The 24,620-nt window shown below is 68.0% G+C and carries 2 protein-coding genes (1 of these 2 cut by a window edge); both read left to right on the forward strand.

All coding sequences use genetic code 11. The annotated features are described in order from the left end of the window. Positions 1-9,564 carry a non-ribosomal peptide synthetase gene (locus LOY70_RS18330; RefSeq protein ID WP_265028787.1) on the forward strand — a complete coding sequence of 3,188 codons (9,564 nt, stop codon included), beginning with the start codon at positions 1-3 and terminating at the stop codon, positions 9,562-9,564. Then, positions 9,561-24,620 carry the 5' portion of a non-ribosomal peptide synthase/polyketide synthase gene (locus LOY70_RS18335; RefSeq protein ID WP_265028788.1) on the forward strand. It continues 2,754 nt past the right edge of the window, so the window shows 15,060 of its 17,814 coding nt (coding positions 1-15,060); its start codon is at positions 9,561-9,563; the stop codon falls past the right edge of the window. Before LOY70_RS18330 ends, LOY70_RS18335 begins: the two co-directional genes overlap by 4 nt.

Here is a 24,620-nt window from a genome sequence, read left to right on the forward strand (position 1 = left end):
ATGATCGAACCGCGATGCATTTCGTTGAGTTCCACGCAACAATCCGTCTGGCTCGACCAACTGCTATCGCCCGACACCCCCTCCTACAACATCGGCGTAACCGTGGAAATCCACGGCACGGTGGACCATGCGTTGTTCGCCGCGGCGCTGCGAGCCGTGGTAGCCCAATTCGATGCGTTGCGGCTGATGATCAGCGACCGCAATGGGCAGGTGCAGCAGCAGGTCGTCGAGCACCTAGAGGTGCCGTTCACCTTCCACGATTGGCGTGGTGAGTCCGAGAGCCGGGCCATAGCCGCCATCGGGCAATTGAATCGCACGCCGTTCTCGCTCCGCGGGCAACCTCTGTGGGGCATGGAATGGTTTCAACTGTCCGACACCCATGCGCTGTGGAACAGCCGCTACCACCACCTGATCAGCGACGGCACTTCGGTGGGCCTGGTCGGCCAGGCTGTCAGCGCCGCCTATAACCAACTGTTCGTCGGCGAGCCACTCCAACTGGACCCGGTGTTGGCCCAGGGCTATCGCAACTTTGTCGCCAGCGACCGCGATTACCTCGATTCGGCGCGCCACGCCAAGGCGCGGGATTTCTGGCTGGAGCAGTTCCCGGCACTGCCGGAACCGTTGTTCCAGAGTGCTTCGCCGTCCCGCGATCCGGCCAGCGCCAGCGAGCCGCAGCCCAGTGCCCAGGCGATCTGGACCCTGGGCCACCAGCGCCTGGCCCTCATGACCCAGTGGGCAAGAACCCAGGGCGCGACGTTGAGCCATTGTCTGAGCGCATTGCTGGCCGGCTACTTTAGCCGGGTGACCGACCAGCGTGAGCGGCTGGTCATCGGCCTTCCGGTGCACAACCGCAGCAATCCCCTGCAGAAACGGACCGTGGGCATGTTCTCCTCGGTGCTACCGCTGACGGTCGAGGTCGACCCCGCCGCCAGTTTCATCGAGACCGTGCAAAGGGTAGCCAGCCAGACCCTGCGCAGCTACCGCCACCAACGCTACCCCCTGCAAAGCCTGCATCGTGAATTGCGGGCTCGCGCCGGCCACCCCGGCCAGTTGTTCGAGCTGATGCTGTCGGTCGAACAGTACCCCGGCGACGTCAACCTTGCCTCGGCCCGCTGCGCTCTGCGTACCTGGCACAACGGTTATGAGCGCTATCCGCTGGCGATCTATCTGCGGCATTACGAAGCCCAGGTCGAACCCTTCCTGGAATTCAACTACGACCCGCGACTGTTCAGTGCCGAGCAGATGGCCACGCACCTGCGGCGCCTGGAGTGCTTGACCGATCAGGTCCTCGCCGAGCCAACCCGGGCCCTGGGCGACTGGGTGCTGCTGGACACAGCCGAACGGCAGCAGATCCTTGACGATTTCAATGCCAGCAACCGTGACTACCCGGCCGATAAATCGCTGCCGGCGCTCTTCGCCGAGCAGGTGCAACGGCGCCCCGATGCGTGTGCGCTGCTGGACGGCGCACAGACCCTGAGCTATCGCCAGCTCGACCAACGGGCCGAGCGCCTGGCTGGGCATTTGGCGGCCTGTGGGATTGGCGCCGGTGATGCGGTGGCGCTGTGCCTGGCCCGGGGCGCGGCGTTGATCGTGTCGATCCTGGCGATCCTCAAGCGCGGCGCATGCTACGTACCCATCGACCGGGAGGCCCCGACGGCCCATCAGGCGCGGGTACTGGCGGACTGTGGCAGCGCCTGGCTGCTGGTGGCGGGTGACGATCGGCCCGCACTGGAAAACGTCCGTTTCATTGACGTTGCAGCGCCAGGCCATGTATTGGCTGAATCCCACCCGGCCCGCGAGGCCGGCGATGTCGCCTACATCATGTACACCTCCGGTTCCACCGGCGTGCCCAAGGGCGTGCAGGTGCCGCACCGTGCCATCACCCGGCTGGTGCGCAACAACGGCTTCGCCGAGTTCACCGCCCAGGACCGCTTCGCCCTCGCCGCCAACCCGGCCTTCGACGCCAGTACCCTGGAGATCTGGGGCGCGCTGCTCAACGGCGGCTGCCTGGTGGTCTGCCCCAGGGAAACACTGCTGGACGCGATCCGCTTCAACGAGCACCTGCTGCACCACGAAGTCAGCGTGCTCTGGCTCACCGCCGGGCTGTTCCATCAGTACGCCGAGGCCCTGGCGCCGGCCTTCGGCGCGCTGCGCTACCTGATGGTCGGCGGCGACGTGCTCGATCCGCGGCGCATCGAAAAGGTCCTGCGCGATTCGCCGCCCAAGCACTTGCTCAACGGCTACGGGCCGACGGAAAACACCACCTTCACCACCACTCACACCATCACCCTCGAAGACGCGCTGGCCGGTGACATTCCCATCGGCCGGCCCGTGGGCAACACCCAGGTCTATGTGCTGGATGAACAGCGCCGCCCGGTGCCGATCGGGGTGGCCGGCGAGCTCTACGTCGGTGGTGATGGGCTCGCCCTGGGGTACCTGAACCAACCGCAACTGAGCGCCGAACGCTTCGTCGCCAACCCCTTCAGCCAGGTGCCCGGGGCACGCTTGTACCGCACCGGCGACCTGGTGCGCTGGCGCGCCGACGGCGTGCTGCTGTTTCTGGGTCGCAATGATTTCCAGGTAAAGATCCGTGGCTTTCGCATCGAGTTGGGAGAAATCGAAGCCCAGCTCAAGGCCCTGCCGGGGATCGGCGAGGCGGTGGTGCTGGCCGATGCCCAGCAGCGCCTGCTGGCCTACTTCAGCGCCACCGAGGCGCAAGCGCCCAACGCCCTGCGCGCCCGCCTGGCAGCCGTGCTGCCGGACTATATGCTGCCGGCAGCTTTCGTCCAGGTGGACGGTTTCGCGCTGACCGCCAACGGCAAGCTCGACCGCCACGCCCTGCCCGAGCCCGACGAACAGCACTTCGCCCTGCACTGCTACGAAGCGCCCCAAGGGCCAGTGGAAACCCGACTCGCCGAGCTGTGGGCCGAGGTCCTCAGGGTGCCGCGGGTCGGTCGGCAGGACAACTTCTTCGCCCTCGGCGGGCATTCGTTGCTGGCGGTGCAGATGGTCGAGCAGTTGCGGGCCGAAGGCTGGCAGCTGGACGTGGGGACCTTGTTCAGCGCGGCGAACCTGCTCAATCTGGCACTGCTGCTGGAGAACCCGCTGGGTCCGGCCAAATCACAGGCGCTGCCTGAGGCACCCGCCATCGCGCCGGACTGCAAGCGCATCACCCCGGCCATGCTGCCGTTGCTCAGCCTGCCACAGCCTCAGGTCGACCTGATCGTGACGGCGGTGGAAGGCGGCGCCGCCAACGTGCAGGACATCTACCCCCTGGCGCCCCTGCAGGAAGGCTTGCTGTTCCAGCACCTGCTGCAACCCGCCGATGACGCCTACCTGTTACGCGCGACGCTGGCCTTCGACAGCCGCCCACTGCTGGACGCCTTCATCGCCGCCTTCGATCAGGTGATCGCCCGCCATGACATCCTGCGCAGCGCCGTGCTCTGGGAAGGCCTGGACGAGCCGGTGCAAGTGGCCTGGCGCGAGGCGCCCCTGCCGGTGGTCTGGCTGGCGGCAGGCGAAGCCTTCGCCGAACAGCCCCTGGACATCCGCCGCGCGCCCCTGGCCCAGGCCTACGTGCGCTTCGACGCACCCAGCGGCCAATGGCAGTTGCAATTGGTCCACCACCACCTGGCCATCGACCACGCCACCCTGGCGCTGTTGTTCGGCGAAGTCCGCACCTTGATGCAAGATCCCGGGCATCCGCTGCCTCCGAGCGTGGCGTTTCGCCGATTCGTCGCCCAGGCCCGCGAGCACCGGCGCCAGGCCAGCGCCGAGGCCTATTTCCAGCGGCTGCTCGGCACGCTCGACGAACCGACCCTGCCCTACGCGCTGCACGACATCCAGGGTTCCGGCCGCGACAACCGTGAGGCCCAGCGCTCACTCGACCCCGCCCTGGCCCGCCGCCTGCGGCAACTGGCCAAGACCCAGGCGGTGGGCGTCGCCAGCCTGTTCCACCTGGCCTGGGCCATGGTGGTGGGCAAGGCCAGCGGCCGCGACGACGTGGTCTTCGGCACGGTGCTGTTCGGCCGCTTCAGTGCCGGCCAGCAGGTGGAGCAGGCCCTGGGGCTGTTCATCAATACCCTGCCCCTGCGCATCGACCTCGACATGCCTCTGTATAGCGCCTTGCGCCAGACCCATGGACGACTGACCGAACTGCTCGCCCATGAACACGCGCCGCTGGCCCTGGCCCAACGTTGCACGGCGCTGCCCACCCAGGCAGCGTTGTTCTCAGCGTTGCTGAACTTTCGCCACAGCCAGGCACAACGCTCGGCCCGCCCAGAGTTCGACCTGCCCGGGGTGCACCTGCTGGGTAGCGAGGAGCGCAGCAACTATCCGTTCTGCCTGTCCATCGATGACCTCGGCGAAGGCTTTGCCCTGACCGGACAGGTCCATCGTTCAGTCTGCGTCGACGCGGTCCTTGCGCAAATGATTCGGGCCCTGGAGGTGGTTGCACAGACCCTGGAAACCGCACCGGCCACCCGAGCCTGTGCCTTGGACATCCTACCCCTGGAGCAACGCCAGCAACTGCTGGAAGCGTTCAACGCCACACGGCAGGCGCATCCACGGGACACCCTGCTGCACCAGCCCTTCGAGCGGCAGGCGGCACTGCATCCCGACGCCGTGGCGGCGCAGTTCGAAACGGCCGCGGGAGCGCAGCTCAGCTATGCCCAGCTTAATCAGCAGGCGAACCAGTTGGCCCACGCCTTGCTGACGGCCGGGGTGCGCCCCGATGACCGGGTAGCGATCAGCCTGCAACGTGGTCCAGACCTGTTGGTCGCCCTGCTCGCCACCTTGAAGGCCGGCGCGGCCTACGTACCGCTGGACCCCAACTACCCGCCGGCGCGCCTTGCGCACATGCTCGAAGACTGCGCGCCCCGGCTGGTCCTGAGCAGCCAGGCCGTGGCCAGTGGGTTACCGGCCGCGGCGGTCGAATGCTGGCACCTGGATGCAGCGCAGTTGCGGGACCGGTTGGCGACCCTGCCCACGGAAAACCCCAGGGTTGCGGACCTGAGCCCGGCGCACCTGGCCTACGTCATCTACACCTCGGGCTCCACCGGCCTACCCAAGGGCGTGATGATCGAGCACCGCAACGCCTGCAACTTGCTGCATTGGGCGCTACGCAGCTTCGACGCCGAGGAATGGCGCCGCAGCCTGTTCGCCACTTCGATCAACTTCGACCTGGCGGTCTTCGAATGCTTCGTCCCGCTCGCCGCCGGCGCGACCCTGCACCTGGTGGAAAACGCCCTGGCGTTGGTGGCCCGACCCTGCCCGGTGTCGCTGATCAACAGCGTACCCTCGGCGGTGGAAGAACTGGTCAGGGTCGGCGCCATCCTGGACAGCATCCGGGTGGTCAACCTGGCGGGCGAACCGCTCAAGCCGCGACTGGTGGAGCAATTGTTCGCCCGCAGCGCGACGCAACGGGTCTGCAATCTCTATGGGCCAACGGAAACCACCACCTATTCCACCTGGCTGTCGATGGACCGTGCCGGGGGCTACCGGCCCGGCATCGGCCGGCCCCTGGACAACACCCGTGTCTATCTGCTCGACCGTCATCGCCAGCCGGTGCCATTGGGCGTGGCCGGTGAGATCTACATCGGCGGAGCAGGTGTGGCGCGGGGTTATCTCAATCGTGCCGAGCTGACCCAAGAGCGCTTTTTGTCCGACCCCTTCGTCGACGATCCCCAGGCGCGCATGTACCGCACCGGTGACCTGGGGCGCTGGCGGGCCGATGGGTCGCTGGACTACCTGGGACGCAACGATTTCCAGGTCAAGGTACGCGGGTTCCGCATCGAACTCGGGGAGATCGAAACGCAGTTGCTGGGCATGCCGGCGGTGCGCGAAGCGGTGGTGCTGGCGCAGCCCGGCCCTGCCGGTGATCCGCGGTTGGTGGCCTATCTGATAGCGCAGGACTCGACCACGCCCGTTCCGGACTTGGCTGAAGTACGCGCCTATCTGGAAAGCCGCTTGCCGGACTATATGCTGCCCAGCGCCTGCGTCGCCTTGGAGCAGCTGCCACTGACGCCCAACGGCAAACTTGATCGCCAGGCCCTGCCGCTGCCCGAGGTGCAGGCCAGCAGTGCCGCCAGGCAGCCGCCGCAAGGGGACACCGAATGGCGGCTGGCGGCCATCTGGACCCAGGTGCTGGGCGTCTCGGAAATCAGCCGTGAAGATGACTTCTTCAGCCTTGGCGGGCATTCGCTGCTGGCGGTGCAATTACTCGAACAGTTGCGCCGCAATGGCTGGGACCTGGACATACGCAGCGTGTTCGAACGCTCGACACTGGCCGCCCAGGCCCTGCGCCTGGAAAACCTGGCCAGCGCTCCGGCGCCGGCACCCAGCGTAAGCGCCATCCCGACCCCGTGCGCCCGCATCACCCCGCAGATGCTGGATCTGGTGACCCTTCCCCAGGCACAGATCGACCTGATCGCGGCGCGAGTGCCCGGCGGCGCCGGCAATATCCAGGACATTTATCCACTGGGCCCCTTGCAGGAGGGCATGCTCTATCACCACCGCGCCCAGCGCGAGGGTGATCGCTATGTGCTGCGCAGCCTGCTGGCCTTCACCGACGAGGCGCGCCTGCAACGTTTCTGCGCGGCGCTGGGCCAGGTCATCGGCCGGCACGACGCGCTGCGCACCCTGGTGCTCTGGGAGGACCTGGAGGAACCCGTGCAGGTGGTGCTGCGGCAGGTCGCGTTCACGCCTCGGCGCCTGGCGCTGGAGGGTGACGACGTCGCGTCGCGGCTGCAGGCCAGTGCCGACCCGCGCCACTACCGCCTCGACCTGCGACAGGCCCCGCTGATCGAGGCCCGGGTGGCCTTTGACCCGGCGCAGGAGCGCTGGTTGTTGCTGCTGTTGCATCACCATGTGGTGGTCGATCACACCTCCCTGGAATTGATGATCGAAGAGATCGCCCTGATCGAGGGCGGGCGCCCGGCGGACCTGCCGCCGCCCACCGGCACCCGAGCCTTGGTGGCCCAGGCCCGGCGCCCAGAAGCGGTGGCCGCCGCCCGCGCTTTTTTCAGCGAGCAGTTGGGCGATCTGGATGAACCCACCCTGCCCTTCGACCTTGACCTGCAGACCGATCCCCGCTGGCAGGCCCTGGAACACCAGCAACCGCTGGCGCCGGAGCTGGCGCGCCGCCTGCGTCGCCAGGCCGAGGCCCACGGGGTGAGCCCGGCGAGTGTCTGCCACCTGGCCTGGGCCCTGGTGCTGGGGCGCCTGAGTGGGCGCGACGATGTGGTCTTTGGCACGGTACTGTTCGGCCGCCTGCAGGCCGGCGCCCACGCCGACCGGACCTTGGGCCTGTTCATCAACACCCTTCCACTGCGGGTGCGCCTGGACGGCGGCGTCCACGCCACCCTGCGGCAGGTCCAGGACACCCTCAACGGTCTGCTCTGCCACGAGCAGACCCCGCTGGCCCTGGCCCAGCGTTGCAGCGCGGTAGCGCCGGGGACGGCGTTGTTCAGCACCTTGTTCAATTACCGCTACAGCCATGCCGGCCAGGCCAATGTGCACCAAGCCATGCCCGGCATGACCCTGCTGCACAGCGAGGAGCGAACCCATTACCCCTTCAACCTGGCGGTGGACGATCTGGGCGAAGGTTTCCAGCTGACCGCCCAGACCCACCCCGATCATGCGCCGGAACGGCTGCTGGGCTTCATGCTGGCGGCCCTGCACGCCCTGGTGGATGCACTGGAACAGACCGACGATGGGCACATCCAGTCATTGGACGTATTGCCGGCCGCCGAGCAGGCACGGTTGAATCGCCTCAACCCAGTGCTGTCCGTGTCAGCGCCCGACGGCACCCTGCACGGGCGCTTCGCCGAGCAGGCCGCTCGCCGCCCCGACGCCCTTGCGCTGATCGACGAGCATCGCCAACTGAGCTTTCGACAACTCGATGAGCAGGCCAACCGCCTGGCCCATCACTTGCTGGACCAGGGCGTACGGCCCGGGCAACGGGTCGCGGTGTGCCTGGACCGCGAAGCGCACCTGGCGATCGCCTTGCTGGCGGTGTGGAAAGCCGGCTGCGCCTATGTGCCGCTGGACCCTGATTATCCGGCTCCGCGGCTGGCCTTCATGCTGCAAGACAGCGCTCCGGCGGCGCTGCTCACCCAGGAACGAGTGCGCGAGGGGCTGCCGACATTCGACGCCGGGCCGCTGATCTGCCTGGATGCCGTTGGTGCCGCCTGGCAGCAGGCCGCAACCGACGATCCGGACATCGGCACCCAGCCCAGCGACCTCGCCTATCTGATCTACACCTCAGGCTCCACCGGCCAGCCCAAGGGCGTCATGGTCGAGCACCGCTCGGTGCTCAACCTCTGGGCCGGGTTGCACCAGCGTCTGGCTGACCTGCCGGCCGGTACGCGCTGCTCGCTCAACGCCTCGGTGGCGTTCGATGCCTCGGTCCAGCAGTTGTGTCAGTGGCTGAGCGGCCACTGCCTGGTGTTGATTCCAAAACGTGTGCGCCTGGACGCAGCGGCCCTGCTCGATTACCTGCAGAGCCGGCAGGTAACCCTATTCGACTGCACCCCGACCCAGTTGCAAGCGCTGCTCAAGCATCGCCAGACGCTGGCCCTGCCCCAGCCGTTGCCCCGCCGCCTGCTGCTCGGCGGCGAGGCCGTCCCCGCAGAGCTCTGGCAGCAACTGGTCGGCGAGCCCGGCGTGCGGGTGCTGAACGTCTACGGCCCGACCGAGTGCACAGTCGACACCACCAGCGCCTGGCTGGATCAGCATCCGCTGCCCAGCCTTGGCCAGCCCCTGCCCAATACTCAAGTGCAAGTGCTCGATCATCACGGTCGGCGCACACCGCTGGGGGTGGTGGGTGAAATCCACATTGGCGGCCGAGGCGTGGCCCGTGGCTACTGGCAGCGCGAGGCGCTAACCCGGGAGCGGTTCATCGCCGACCCGCTCTCGACCCAGCCCGGCGCGCGGCTGTACCGCACCGGCGACCTCGGCCGCTGGGAGCTGGATGGCAGCCTCAGCTACCTTGGCCGCACCGACTTCCAGGTGAAGATCCATGGGCACCGCATCGAGCTGGGGGAAATCGAAAGCCATCTGTTGGCGCTGCCCGGTGTTCGGCAAGCGGTGGTGGTCGGTCGCCCCGATCGCCATGGCGTGGCCCGACTGATCGCATACCTGCTGGGCGACGCGCCACCGACGCCGGCACAGGCGCGGACGGCCCTGGCCGAACGCTTGCCCGAGTCGATGCTGCCCAGCGCCTATGTGCGCCTGGATAGCCTGCCGTTGACGGCCAACGGCAAGCTCGATCGCAATGCCCTGCCCGAACCCGACGCCCAGGCGTACGTGCAAACCCGTTACGAAGCCCCCCAAGGCGACATCGAGATAGCCCTGGCGGCCATCTGGTGCGAGCTGCTGAACGTCGAGCGGGTCAGCCGGCACGACAACTTCTTCGCCCTCGGCGGCCACTCGCTGATTGCCATGGGGCTGGTGGAGCGCATGCGCCAGCACCACCTGCGGGTCGACATCAGCCAATTGTTCACCGCACCGACCCTTGCCGGTCTGGCCGCGGCCACTACTCCATTGAAGGAACTGCTCCTGTGACTGCGGATCAACTACTGGCTCTGCTCAAACACCGCGGCGTGACCCTGTCGTTGCGCGGCGACCAACTCTCGGTGGTGGCCGACGATGAAGTTCTGGCCGACCAGGCGCTGATCGCCCTCCTGCGCAGCCACAAGCCGGCGCTGATCGAAGCCCTGCGCCAGCCCGCGGCACAGCCCGCCGGCACCAGCGGACTGCCGGCGGGTATCACCGCCATCACCCCGGCACTGCTCGACCTTTGCCAGCTCGACGCGGCTCAGATCGAGGGCATCGTCGCCAGCGTTCCGGGCGGTGCCGCCAATATCCAGGACATCTACCCGCTGGTGCCCCTGCAGGCCGGCATCCTCTTCCACCACCTGCTCCAGGAGCGTGGCGATACCTACCTGCTGCACGTGCTACTGGCCTTCGATGACGAACCGCGCCTGCGCCGCTTCATGGACGCTCTCAACCAGGCCATCGCCCGCCACGACATCCTGCGCACCGCGCTGGCCTGGGAAGGTCTCGATGCGCCGGTCCAAGTGGTGTGGCGTCAGGCCCCGCTGACACTGGAACTGTTCAGCCCGCCCGCGGACGACGTGGCCACCGCGTTGCGCACCTGGACCGATCCCAGGGAGCATCGGTTGGACCTGCGCCAGGCACCCCTGATGCGCGCGGTGGCTGCAGCAGATCCGGCAAACGGTCGCTGGCTGCTGCAACTGCTGCACCACCATGCGGTGATGGACCATACATCGCTGGAGCGACTGGTGAGCGAGGTCGCGGCGATTCAGCAGGGCCGCCTGGCCGACCTGCAACCACCACGCCCGTTTCGTGATTTCGTGGTGCGCGCCCGCCAGGGCCTGAGCGAAGCGCAACACACGGCATTCTTCACCGAGCTGCTTGGCGATATCGACGAGCCCACCGCGCCCTGCGGGCTGCTCGATGTGCGCGGCGACGGCAGCCAGGTGCAGACCCTGGAAGCGCCGCTGGCGCTGGATCTGAGCCGGCGCATCCGCGAACTGTCGCGCCGCCTGGAAGTCAGCAGCGCCAGTCTTTTCCATCTGGCCTGGGCCCTGGTGCTGGGCAAGACCAGCGGCCGTGACGACGTGGTGTTCGGCACGGTGATGTTCGGTCGCCTGCAGGGCGCCGCCGAAGCAGCCACCGCCATGGGCCTGTTCATCAATACGTTGCCGTTGCGAGTGCGCCTGGCGGTGCCGGAGAGGCAGGCCCTGCGCGACACCCATGGGTTACTCAGCCGGTTGATCGCCCATGAGCACGCGCCCTTGGGCCTGGCCCAACGCTGCAGCGCGCTGCCCAACGGCACGGCGCTGTTCTCGGCGCTGCTCAACTACCGGCACAGCACGGCCCAGGGACATGCCCCGGTGCTCGATGGCATGCAGGTTCTGGGCGGTGAGGAACGCACCAACTATCCCTTCAACCTGTCGGTCGACGACCTGGGCGATGGGTTTTCGCTGAGCCTGCAAATCGACCCCCTGGTGGGCGCGGCCCCGGTGCTTGGCTGGCTGCAAACGGCCCTGGATAACCTGCTCGACGCGCTGGAAGACTCACCCCAGCGCCTGGCCTGCCATCTTTCGATACTCCCGGAGGCGGAGCGTGAGCAGCTGCTGCGCACGTTCAACGCGACTGCCCGGCCGCTGCCCGAGCGGGACCTGTTGCACCTGGCCTTGGAACGCCAGGCGGAACGCCAGCCCCAAGCCATCGCCGCGCGTTTCGACGCGGCCGATGGCGCCAGTCCGTTGACCTATGGAGCGCTCAACGCCCAGGCCAATCGCCTTGCCCACCTGTTGCTGGGCGCAGGTGTGCAGCCGGACAGCCGGGTAGCGATCTGCCTGGAGCGTGGCCCGCATCTGCTGGTCGCCCTGCTCGGCATCCTCAAGGCCGGCGCAGCCTATGTGCCGCTGGACCCGGCGTACCCGCGCGAGCGGCTGTCGCACATGCTCGAAGACAGCGCGCCCCAGGCGTTGCTGACCACCATCGCACTGCAAGCCTGCGTGACGGCACCGGCGGGCTGCACCGCCCTGTGCCTGGATGATCCGCAGACCCAGGTCCGTCTGGCCGAGCAACCGGCCGACAACCCGGACCCGGCACGCCTGGGCCTGACCGGCGCGCACCTGGCCTACGTGATCTATACGTCGGGTTCCACCGGCCTGCCCAAGGGCGTGATGATCGAGCACCGCAATGCTTGCAACCTGTTGCACTGGGCGCTGCGCGTCTTCGACGCCGAAAGCCTGCGCGACAGCCTGTTCGCCACCTCGATCAACTTCGACCTGGCGGTCTTCGAGTATTTCGTGCCCCTGGCCGCCGGTGCGACCCTGCACCTGGCCACCAATGCCCTGGCCCTGCTCGACCGTCCGGTGCCGGTCACACTGATCAACAGCGTGCCCTCGGCGCTCGATGCGCTGGTGGGGGCCGCGGCGATCCCGGCCTCGACGCGGGTGGTCAACCTGGCCGGCGAACCACTCAAGCAGGGCCTGGTGCAAAGGATCTTCGACCACAGTGACGTGCAGCGCCTGTGCAACCTGTATGGACCGTCGGAAACCACCACCTATTCGACCTGGGTGGCGATGGACCGCGCCGAAGGCTTCGTGCCGGGTATCGGTCGGCCGCTGGACAACACCCAGGTCTACCTGCTCGATGCGCACCGGCAACTGGTGCCCCGTGGCGTGGTGGGAGAACTGTACATCGGCGGCGCCGGTGTCGCTCGGGGTTACCTGAACCGGCCGGCGCTGACCGAGGAACGTTTCCTCCCGGACCCGTTCGCAGCCCAGCCCGGCGCGCGGATGTACCGCACCGGCGACCTTGGTCGCTGGACCGAGGATGGGCAACTGCTCTACCTGGGGCGCAACGACTTCCAGGTCAAGGTGCGCGGCTATCGTATCGAACTGGGCGAGATCGAAAGCGCCCTGGCGCGTGTTCCGGGGGTGCAGCATGCCGTGGTCGTGGCTCGTCAGGAGCCGAGCGGCGATGCGCGGCTGGTGGCGTATTGGGTGGCCCAGCCGGAAGCGGCGCCTGACGAGGCGATACTGCGCGACGCCCTGGCGGCGGTATTGCCCGAGTACATGCAACCCAGCGCCTACGTGGCCCTGCCCGCCCTGCCACTGACGCCCAACGGCAAGCTCGATCGCAGCGCGCTGCCGGCACCGGAACAGGCCGCCAGCGGACACTTCGAAGCGCCCCTGGGTCCGCTGGAAAACCAACTGGCGACGATCTGGGGGCGCCTGTTGGGCCGGCCACGGATCGGCCGCGACGAGCATTTTTTCCAGGCCGGTGGCCACTCTCTGCTGGCGGTGCAACTGGTTTCCCAACTGCGTCAGCAATTGCGCGTCGAACTGCCCTTGGCCAGTGTGTTCGATCACCCGACGCTGCAACGCCAGGCACGGGCCATCGAAGCCCTGGGCGCAGCCGGGCTCCACGGCGCGGCACCGATCCCGGTCGGTCCACGGCCGGCACGGCTGCCGTTGTCGTTTGCCCAACAACGCCTGTGGTTCATCGCGCACCTGGATGCCCAGGCCAGCGCGGCCTACCACATGGCCGGAGGCCTGCGGCTGCGCGGTGAGTTGAATGAAGCGGCCCTGGGCGCCGCGCTGGCGCGCATCGTCGAGCGGCACGAAGCCTTGCGCAGCCGTTTTGTGTCCGACGGCGGCGAGCCGTGCCAGGTGGTGGATCCCGGGCATTCGCTGATGATGCCGTGCCACGACCTGCGGGATCAGTCGCCGACACAGTTGCAGGCCCATTACACCGCTGAAGCCCAGGCGCCTTTCGATCTGGCCGGCGGCCCGCTGTTTCGCACCCGCCTGTTGCGCCTGGCCGAGCAGGAGCACGTCCTGCTGGTGACCCTGCACCACATTGTCGGCGACGCCTGGTCCCTGGGCGTGCTGACCCGGGAATTGAGCGAGCTGTACCGGGCTTTCTGCCGGGGGCAAGCCGATCCGCTGCCACCGCTGGCCATCCAGTACGCCGACTATGCCCTGTGGCAACGCTCCCCGCGCCAGGCGCAACGCATCGCTGAGCAACTGAACTACTGGCGCACCCAGCTGGCCGACGCGCCCCCTTCGTTGAACCTGGCCCTGGACCGGCCGCGCCCGGCCCGACAGGACTTCACCGGTGCCAGCCTGGAGCTGAGCATCGACGCTGCGCTGGTGCGGTCCCTCAAGCAATTGAACGAACGCCACGGCACGACGTTGTTCATGACCGTGCTGGCCGCCTGGTCGGTGGTCCTTGGCCGGTTGTCGGGGCAGGATGACCTGGTCATCGGCTCGGTGCTGGCGAATCGCACCCGTGCCGAGGTCGAGCCGCTGATCGGCTTCTTCGTCAACACCCAGGCGTTGAGGGTGCGCCTCGACCGGGTCAGCCAGGTCGGCGAGCTGCTGGCCCAGGTGCGGCGCACTGCGCTGGATGCCCAGGCCCATCAGGAGCTGGCTTTCGAACAATTGGTGGAAGCCTTGAACCCGTCGCGTTCGTTGGCTCACAGTCCGATCTTCCAGGTCATGCTGGCCTGGCAGAATGCTCCGCAGCCGAGCCTGGCGCTGGGCGACCTGGAAGTGACCCCGCTATCCACCGACGAGGACAGCGCCAAGTTCGACCTGACCCTGAACCTGTATGAGCGCGACGGCGTGATCGGCGGTCGGCTGACCTACGCCACGGCGCTGTTCGACCCCGGCACCGTCGAGCGTCACTGGCAGGCGCTGTGCGCCACGTTGCAGGCGATGGCCGAGAACGACCAGCTGCCGCTCCAGGCGCTGTCGATCCTCGGCGCGGACGAACGTCGGCAGGTGCTCCACGGATTCAATGAAACCATCCGCGATTACCCTGCCGACGAGCCCCTGCACCGTCTGTTCGAGGCCCAGGCCCAGCGCCGGCCCGACGCCACCGCGGTGCAGGACGGCGACCACTTGCTCAGTTACCGCCAGCTCGACCAACAGGCCGAGCAGCTGGCGCACTGGTTGGCCGAGCACGGCGTCACCCCGGGCGCCCGGGTCGCCCTGAGCCTTGCGCGCGGCCCGCGCTTGGTCACGGCGGTCCTGGCGATCCTGAAAAACGGCGCGACCTACGTGCCCATCGACACCGCCACCCCGCCGCAGCGTCAACGCGCGTTGCTGGACGACTGTGCCAGCGCCTGGCTGCTCTGTGACAATCCGGACGCGCCGGTGCAAGGTAGCGGCTACCAGCTCTTGTGCCCTTGGAATCGCCTTGCGACCGCGGGCGAACCCACCCTGCCGCGTCAGCCTGTCACAGTGTCGAGCGAGGCGCCGGCCTACATCATGTACACCTCCGGTTCCACCGGAACGCCCAAGGGCGTGCAGGTGCCGCACCGTGCCATCACCCGGCTGGTGCGCAACAACGGCTTCGCCGAGTTCACCGCCCAGGACCGCTTCGCCCTCGCCGCCAACCCGGCCTTCGACGCCAGTACCCTGGAGATCTGGGGCGCGCTGCTCAATGGCGGCTGCCTGGTGGTCTGCCCCAGGGAAACCCTGCTGGACGCGGCCCGCTTCAACGAGCACTTGCTGCACCACGAAGTCAGCGTGCTCTGGCTCACCGCCGGGCTGTTCCATCAGTACGCCGAGGCCCTGGCGCCGGCCTTCGGCGCGCTGCGCTACCTGATGGTCGGCGGCGACGTGCTCGATCCGCGGCGCATCGAAAAGGTCCTGCGCGATTCGCCGCCCGAGCACTTGCTCAACGGCTACGGGCCGACGGAAAACACCACCTTCACCACCACTCACACCATCACCCTCGAGGACGCGTTGGCCGGTGACATTCCCATCGGCCGGCCCGTGGGCAACACCCAGGTCTATGTGCTGGATGAACAGCGCCGTCCAGTGCCGATTGGGGTGGCCGGCGAGCTTTACGTCGGTGGTGATGGCTTGGCCCTGGGGTACCTGAACCAACCCCGACTGAGCGCAGAACGCTTCGTCGCCAACCCCTTCAGCCAGGCGCCCGGGGTACGTTTGTACCGCACCGGCGACCTGGTGCGCTGGCGCGCCGACGGCGTGCTGCTGTTCCTGGGCCGCAATGATTTCCAGGTGAAGATCCGTGGCTTTCGCATCGAGTTGGGGGAAATCGAAGCCCAGCTCAAGGCCCTGCCGGGGATCGGCGAGGCGGTGGTGCTGGCCGATGCCCAGCGGCGCCTGCTGGCCTACTTCAGCGCCACCGAGGCGCAAGAACCCAACGCCCTGCGCGCCCGCCTGACGGCCGTGCTACCGGACTACATGCTGCCGGCGGCTTTCGTCCAGGTAGAAGGTTTCGCGCTGACCGCCAACGGCAAGCTCGACCGCCACGCCCTGCCCGAGCCCGACGAACAGCACTTCGCCCTGCACTGCTACGAAGCGCCCCAAGGGCCAGTGGAAACCCGACTCGCCGAACTGTGGGCCGAGGTCCTCGGGGTGCCGCGGGTCGGTCGGCAGGACAACTTCTTCGCCCTCGGCGGGCATTCGTTGCTGGCGGTGCAACTGGTGGAACAGCTGCGGGTACAGGGCTGGCCGCTGGATGTACGCACGCTGTTCGGCGCCCCCAGTGTCGCCGCGCTGGCCGACTGCCTGGCACAGCGCCCGACGGTCCCGAGTCTTGAGCTTGCATCGCTGCAGGCGACGATACCTCCCGGCTGCAGCCGTATCGTCCCTGAGCTGCTGCCCTTGGTGGAGCTGACCCAGGCGCAGATCGACACCATCGTGGCCCAGGTCGAGGGCGGCGCCGCCAACGTGCAGGACATCTACCCCCTGGCGCCTTTGCAAGAAGGCTTGTTCTTCCACTACTTGCTGCAGGAGGAAGGCGACACCTACCTATTGCACACCACCCTGGCCTTCGACGACGAAACCGGCCTGGACGGTTTTTGCCAGGCGCTGCAACAGGTCATTGCCCGCCATGACATCCTGCGTACCGCCCTGGCCTGGGAAGGTCTGGAACAGCCGGTGCAGGTGGTCTGGCGTGACGCGCCGCTGCCCATCGAGGTGCTGCCTATCACCGAGGCCGACGCCCTCGCCCAGTTGCAGGCGCACACCCATCCACGGCAGCGCCGCCTGGATATCCGCCAGGCGCCCCTGCTGCGGGTGGTCAAGGCCTTCGACGCCGCCGGGCAACGCTGGCTGCTGCAAGTGCTGCACCATCACCTGGTGCTGGACCACACCACCTTGGAGCGGATGGTCGAGGAAATCGTGCTGATCCAGCAGGGTCGCGCCGCGCAACTGCGCGAGCCGGTGCCGTTCCGGGCCTTTGTGTCCCACGCCCGGCACGGCCAGGACAGCGCCCGCCAGCAACGGTTTTTCGAAGCCATGCTGGCGGACGTCAGCGAACCCACCGCGCCGTTCGGCCTGCTGGACGTGCAGAACACCGGAGCCCTGGACGAAGCCCGGGGCGTTCTCGACCCGACGCTGGCGCTGGCCCTGCGGCAAACAGCACGCCACCACCAGGTGAGCGTCGCCAGCCTGTTCCACCTGGCCATGGCGTTGGTATTGGGAAAGGCCACGGGCCGCGCCGACGTGGTGTTCGGCACGGTGCTTCTGGGTCGTCTGCAGGGGATCGAGGGGGCGGTCCAGGCCTTGGGGGTGTTCATCAACACCCTGCCGCTGCGCATCGGCTTCGCGCAGACCTCGGTAAGCGACAGCCTGCAGCGCACCCATCAGGCGCTGCTGGGCCTGCTTGAGCATGAGCACGCGCCACTGACGCTGGCCCAGCGCTGCAGTGGCGTGGCGGCGGGGACGCCGCTGTTTTGCGCGTTGCTGAATTTTCGCTACAGCCTGGAGGACACGCCTCACCAGAGCGTCGCTGGCATGCAGGTGCTGAGCACCGCCGAGCGTACGAACTACCCCTTCACCTTCTCGGTGGACGACCTCGGCCAGGGCTTCGGCATCACCGCGCAGATTGCCGGCTCGGTGGGTGCGCAACGGGCCTGGGGATTCCTGGAACAAGCCCTCACCAGCCTGGTGCAAGCCCTGGACAGTAGCCCGCAACGTCTGGCCCGGACCCTGGATGTGCTGCCGCCAGCGGAACTCGCGCAACTGGCGCGGTTCAACGCCACTGCGCGTCCCCAGCCCCAGCGTGCCCTGCTCCACGAGCGCTTCGAGGCCCAGGCCCGGCAGACCCCGCAGGCCCTGGCAGTGCATTGCAAGGGCCGCCGGCTCAGCTACGCCGAGCTCGACCGCCAGGCCAATCACCTGGCGCGGCGCCTGCAAGCGCTGGGCGTCGGACCTGAGGCGCGGGTCGGCATCCATCTGCGCCGCACTCCGGAACTGATCGTCGCCCTGCTCGCCGTGCTCAAGGCCGGCGGTGCCTACGTGCCGCTGGACCCGGCCTATCCGGCGCAGCGCCTGGCCTACATGCTCGACGACAGCGCCCCGCTGGCGCTGCTGACCCTGGCCGACGCGCCGTTGGAACTGACGCTGGCCGACGATTGCCACCGCGTGAACGTCGATGAAGTGCTGCGCGACAGCGAAACCGCGACCAGCGACGCGCCGCTGGCCCCAGGGCTGGAAGGCCAGCATCTGGCCTACATGATCTACACCTCCGGCTCCACCGGACAACCCAAGGGGGTGATGATCGAACACCGCAACGCGCGCAATTTCCTCGACTGGGCCCTGGGCAGTTTCACACCGCAAGTGCTCAGCCAGAGCCTGTTCAGCACCTCGATCAACTTCGATCTGTCGGTATTCGAATGCTTCGCGCCGCTGTCCTGCGGCGGCACCCTGGAGCTGGTGGACGACGCCCTCGCCCTGCTCGACCAGCGTCCGGAGCTGAGCCTGCTCAATACGGTGCCCTCGGCCCTCGATGCGCTGTTGCGCGCAGAAGCCCTGGGGGACTCGTTGGAGAACGTCAACCTGGCTGGCGAGGCGCTGCCCCGGACGCTGGTGCAGCGTCTGTTCGAGCAGAGCCGCGTGCGTCAGGTCAACAACCTCTATGGCCCGACCGAGACCACGGTCTACTCGACCTGGGTTGCGATGGACCGCGAAGTCGGCTTCGTCCCGCACATTGGCCGGCCCATCGACAACACCCAGGTGCACGTCCTCGATGACGCCATGCAGCGGTTGCCCGTAGGCGTACCGGGCGAGCTGTACATCGGCGGTGCTGGCGTTGGACGCGGCTACCACCGGCGGCCCGACCTGACCCGTGAACGCTTCCTCGCCGACCCCTTCAGCGATCAGCCCGGAGCGCGGCTGTACCGCACCGGCGACCTGGGCTTCTGGGACGTCCACGGCCAGCTCCACTACCTGGGGCGCAATGACTTCCAGGTGAAAATCCGCGGCTTCCGCATCGAACTGGGGGAGATCGAAAGCGCCCTGTTGGCGCTGCCGCAAGTGGCCGCGGCGGCAGTCCTGGCGGTCCCGCGCAATGGCCGCGAGCCGGCGCTGGTGGCTTACGCCGTGGTCAGTCCTGGCCACGGACCGTTGACGCCGGCGGCCCTGCGCGATGCCCTGGCGAACCGGCTGCCGGGCTATATGGTTCCGGCGGTCATCATGCCGCTGGACGCCCTGCCGCTGACACCCAACGGCAAACTCGACCGCGGCGCCCTGCCGCTGCCCGGCGAGGAGGCCTGGAGCAGCCAGGCCTACGAAGCTCCGCGGGGTGAGCAGGAAACCCTCATGGCCGCTATCTGGCGCGACCTGCTGGGGGTCGCCCGGGTCGGCCGGCACGACAATTTCTTCGAATTGGGCGGCCATTCACTGCTGGCGGTGCAATGGGTCTCGCGGGTGCGCCAGCGCCTGGGCCTGGAATTGCCCCTGGCGACCCTGTACGCGAACCCGAGCGTGGCAGCCCTGGCCCCGCTGATGGCGGGCGCGGCGCGCTCTGCCCTGACGGCGATCCCGGTATTGCCGGACACTGCCGAACGGCCGCTGTCGTTCGCCCAACAGCGGCTGTGGTTCATCAGCCGCCTGGACGCCCAGGCGAGCGCCGCCTACCACATCAGCGGCGCCCTGGCCCTGGATGGCGAACTCGACGAAGCCGCCCTGGACCAGGCCCTGACCCGGATCGTCGAGCGCCACGGGGTGCTGCGCACCCGGTTCGTTGAACAGGACGGCGAAGTCCGGCAGGTCATCGAGCCAGAGCCGCGCTGGGGACCCTCGCGGCTGACCCTGGAAGCCAACGACGACGCCGGCCTGCGGGCGGCCCTGGCCACCGAAGCGGCGCAACCGTTCAACCTGAGCGAAGGGCCCTTGCTGCGGGCGCTACTGGTGCGACTGCAGGACCAGCGCCATGTGCTGCACCTGACCTTGCACCACATCATCGCCGACGGCTGGTCCATCGGCGTGCTGGTGGACGAACTGTCGGCCCTCTACAAGGCCTTTCGCCGGGGCACCCCGGACCCGCTGCCGGCCCTGGCAATCCAGTACGCCGACTATGCCGCCTGGCAACGCCAGTGGCTGGCCGGCGAGCGCGGTGCCGAACAGCTGTCCTACTGGCTCGCGCACCTGCGCGACGCACCGGCACGCATCGACCTGCCCAGCGACCGGCCGCGGCCGCCGCGCCAGGACTTCAGTGGCGCGCGCCTGGCGGTCGCTCTCGATCAATCCACCAGTGCCGCGCTCAAGGAACTGGGGCGGCGCCACGGCACCTCGCTGTACATGACCCTGTTGGCCGCCTGGGCCGTGGTGGTCGGGCGCCTGGCCGGCCAGGAGCAGGTGGTGATCGGGACACCCGTGGCCAACCGCACCCGCGCTGAAGTCGAACCTCTGATCGGCTTTTTCGTCAACACCCAGGCGCTGTGCGTCGACCTGCGCGGGGAACCGGACGTTGGCCAATTGCTGGCCCAGGTCCGCGAGCATGCCCTGGGGGCCCAGGCGCACCAGGACGTGCCGTTCGAGCACGTGGTGGAAGCGCTCAATCCGCCGCGCACCTTGGCCCACAGCCCAGTGTTCCAACTCATGTTCGCCTGGCAGAACGCGCCACGCGGAGCCTTGGACCTTGATGGCCTGAGCCTGACCAGTGTCGCCGGTGAGCAGATCACCGCGCCGTTCGACCTGTCCCTGGAGCTGTACGAGGCCGATGGACGCATCATCGGAGGACTGAATTACGCCACCGCGTTGTTCGATCCCGCCAGTGTGCAACGGCATTGGGACTGCCTGGCCAATGTGCTGCGACAGCTCTGCCTGGACGACCGCCAGCCGGTGGCGCGCCTGTCGCTGGTGGACGACCGGGAGCGCGAGCGCCTCTGGCACCAGCTCAATCCGCTCCCGACGCCGTTCTCAGAAGCAGGCTGGGTCCATCGGCCGTTCGAACGCCAAGCACGGCAGCAACCCGAGGCCCTTGCCGTGGAGCTGCATGGACGCGGTTTGAGCTATGGCGAACTCGATCGCCAGGCCAACCAGCTCGCCGCGCAGTTGTTGGAACTGGGCGCAGGCCCGGGCCAACGGATCGCCATCCACCTGCCCCGTAGCCTGGAAATGATTTTGGCCCTGTTGGCCACGCTCAAGACCGGCGCGGCCTACGTGCCCCTGGATCCCAGCCAGCCCATCGCCCGCCGGCAGGCTATCGTCGACGATTGCCAACCCTGCCTGCTGCTCTGGGATGCCCAGCGCGTCGAAGCCCTAAGGCTCGGCGAGCGCTGCCCCGCGCTGTCGGTTCGCCTGGCGGCCACCGTGGGTCCGGCGTCCGTCCTGCCGGAACTGGCGCCGCCGCGGCCGGATGACCTGGCCTACGTCATGTACACCTCCGGCTCCACCGGAACGCCCAAGGGCGTCGCCATGGGCCACCTGGCCTTGGGCAACCTGTTGGCCTGGCAGGCCGCCCAGGCGCTGCCCGGTCCGGCGCGGACCCTGCAATTCGCCGCGCTGGGCTTCGACGTGGCGTTCCAGGAGATCTTTTCCACCTTGGGCACCGGGGGCACCCTGGTGCTGCTGGACGAGTCCCAGCGCCTGGACCTCGCCGGTCTGCCACAGTGGCTGGCGCAGGCGCGGATCGAGCGGCTGTTCCTGCCCTACATCGCCCTGGCGACCCTGGCCGACAGTTGGGCCGAGGCGCCACTGGCGTTGCCGATGCTGCGGGACGTGATCGTCGCCGGCGAAGCGCTGCGTATCAATGGCGCCCTGCGCGCACTGTTTGAGGCTCATCCCCAGGCTCGTCTGCACAACCACTATGGCCCCACCGAAACCCACGTGGTTTGCACCCACACCCTGTCCGGTGATCCTGCGCTCTGGCCGGACTTGCCGGTGATCGGCCGGCCGATCGCCAATACCCAGGTGTGCCTGTTGGACGGCACCGGCCACTGGGTACCCCAGGGCGCGGCCGGCGAACTGCATGTCGCCGGCGTGGCCCTGGCCCAGGGTTACCTGAACCGGGCGCAGCTGACCGCCGAGCGCTTCATCGAGCACCCTTTCGACACCCCCCCCGGCGCGCGACTGTACAAGACCGGCGACCTCGCACGCTGGACCGCCGAGGGCACCCTGCAGTACCTGGGACGCAACGATTCCCAGGTCAAGATCCGCGGTTACCGGGTCGAACTGGCCGAAGTGGAAAGTAGCCTCGATCAGTTGCCCGGCCTGCGCGAATCGGTGGTGATTGTTCTGCCGGACGACAACGGTCAGGCGCGGTTGGTGGCCTACTACAGCGCCAGCGAGACTCTCTCGCCGCTGACGCTGCGCAGCCAACTGCGCGAGCGCCTGCCCGAGTACATGCTGCCCAGTGCCTTCGTGCAACTGCCGGCACTGCCGATCACTGCCAACGGCAAGGTCGACCGTCAGCGCTTGCCGGCGCCTCCCGCCGATGCGTTCGCCCAGAGTCAATACAGCGCGCCCCAGGGCGAGTTGGAAATCACCCTGGCAGCGATCTGGAGCGAATTGCTCGGGGTCGAGGCAGTGGGTCGTGACGATGACTTTTTCGCCCTGGGTGGGCACTCGTTGCTGGCGTTGCGCTTGCTGGCCAAGGTGCGCCATCGACTGGACCTGGAAATGCCGCTCTCGGCGGTCTTCGCCCAGCCGCGCCTGCACGCGCTCGCCGCCGCCCTGGGCAACGCCGGACGCAGCCGCCTTGGCCCGCTGCTGGCCAGTGACCGCAGTCAGCCGCTGCCGCTGTCGTTCGCTCAGCAGAACCTCTGGCTGATCCAGCAGCTCAATCCGGATTCCACCGCGGCCTTCAACATGCCCGCGGGCCTGCGCTTGCGCGGGCACCTGGATATCGAAGCGCTGCGCAGGTCGCTGGACCGCATCGTGGCGCGGCATGAAAGCCTGCGCACCCGCTTCGTCAGTGTGGCGGGACAGGCGCGCCAAGTGATCGATTTGCCCCGGGCGCTGGCCCTTACGACCCTGGACCTGAGCGCCTCTGGCGCGGCGGACTGGCAATCGATCTGCGCCGAGGAAGCCGCTCGCCCGTTCGACCTCACGCGCCAATGGCCGATCCGCGCCAGCCTGCTGCGTCTGGACCACGACGACCACGTCGTCCTCGTCACGCTGCACCACCTGGTCTCGGACGGCTGGTCCATGGGCATCCTCACCGACGAGTTCTCGCGCTTGTATCAAGCGTTCAGCCAGGGGCGGGTCGATCCACTGCCGGCCCTGGATCGCCAATACGGTGATTACAGCCTCTGGCAGCGCGATTGGTTGCAAGGCGACGAACTGCAACGCCAGCGCGCCTACTGGACCCGCCATTTGCAGGACGCACCGACCTGCGTGACCCTGCCCACCGACCGGCCGCGGCCGGCACGGCTGGACTACGCCGGCGCCAGCCTGCCGGTGCGCATCGACGCTGAGCTGACCCACGGCCTCAAGGCCCTCGGCCAGCGCCACGGCACCACGCTGTACATGACCGTGTTGACGGCCTGGGCGGTGGTGGTCAGCCGGTTCTCGGGCCAGGACCGGGTGGTCATCGGCTCGCCGGTGGCCAACCGCAACCGGGTCGAGCTGGAGCCGCTGATCGGTTTCTTCGTGAACTTCCAGGCGCTGTGCATCGAAGTGGACGACGCCCCGACGGTGGTCACCCTGCTGGCCCGGGTCAAGGACCTGGCGCTGGCCGCCCAGGAACACCAGGACCTGCCGTTCGAACAGGTCATCGAGGCGCTCAATCCGCCACGTTCCCAAGCCTACAACGCCGTGTTCCAACTGATGCTGGCCTGGCAGAACGCCCCGGCGGGCGAACTGGACCTGGGCAACGGCTTGCGTCTGGAAAGCGTCGGTGCGCCGGTGACCACGGCCAAGTTCGATCTGGCGCTGGATGTGCACGAGGTGGACGGCGTGATCGAAGGTGGCTTCAACTATGCCACCGCGTTGTTTGACGCCGATACCGTGGCTCGCCACTGGCAGGCGCTGCTCTCGGTGCTACGGGCGATGGTCGCGGACGACCGTCAATCGGTGGCCGACATCGATCTGCTCAGCCAAACCGAACGCGAGCAACTGCTCCATGGCTTCAACCCCGCCGTGACGCTCCCCACGACCAATGGCGAGCGTCTGCACCAGCGCTTCGAGGCCCAGGCAGTGCGCCGCCCGGATGCCGTTGCGGTGGAGTACGGTGAACAACGGCTCAGTTATCGAGCGCTCAACGAGCGCGCCAATCGCCTGGCCCATCGCTTGCGTGGGCTGGGGGTCGGCGCGGACAGCCGCGTGGCAATCCATGTCGAACGCAGCCTCGACATGCCCATGGCCATTCTCGCGACCCTCAAGGCCGGCGGCGCTTATGTGCCGCTAGACCCGGTCTACCCGGCCCAGCGCCTGAACTTCATGTTGGACGACAGCCAGCCGCGGGTGCTGTTGACCCTGGCTGATCTGCCGGTTGAACTGCACCTGCCGGCCGGCTGCGAAGTCCTTTCCCTGGACCCGGATCGCGGCGGCTGGCGCGACCTGCCCTGCACCGATCCGGCAGCCGATCCGCACGCCAGCGACCGCGACCTGGCCTACATCATCTATACCTCCGGCTCGACCGGCATGCCTAAGGGCGTGATGATCGAGCACCGCTCGGTGTTGCGGCTGTTCAGCGCCACCGATGCCTGGTTCGGCTTCGATGAGCGAGACGTCTGGACGCTGTTCCACTCCTACGCATTCGACTTCTCGGTCTGGGAGCTCTGGGGCGCGCTGCTGCATGGCGGCCGGCTGGTGGTGGTGCCTTACCTGACCTCGCGCAGCCCCGAAGACTTCTACCGGCTGCTGGTG

Source organism: Pseudomonas sp. B21-054, assembly GCF_026016345.1.
GTDB lineage: Bacteria > Pseudomonadota > Gammaproteobacteria > Pseudomonadales > Pseudomonadaceae > Aquipseudomonas.

What these genes read in the sequence shown, in the direction of transcription:
- LOY70_RS18330 (WP_265028787.1), top strand. Translation starts at nt 1, where the DNA reads ATGATCGAACCGCGATGCATTTCGTTGAGTTCCACGCAACAATCCGTC.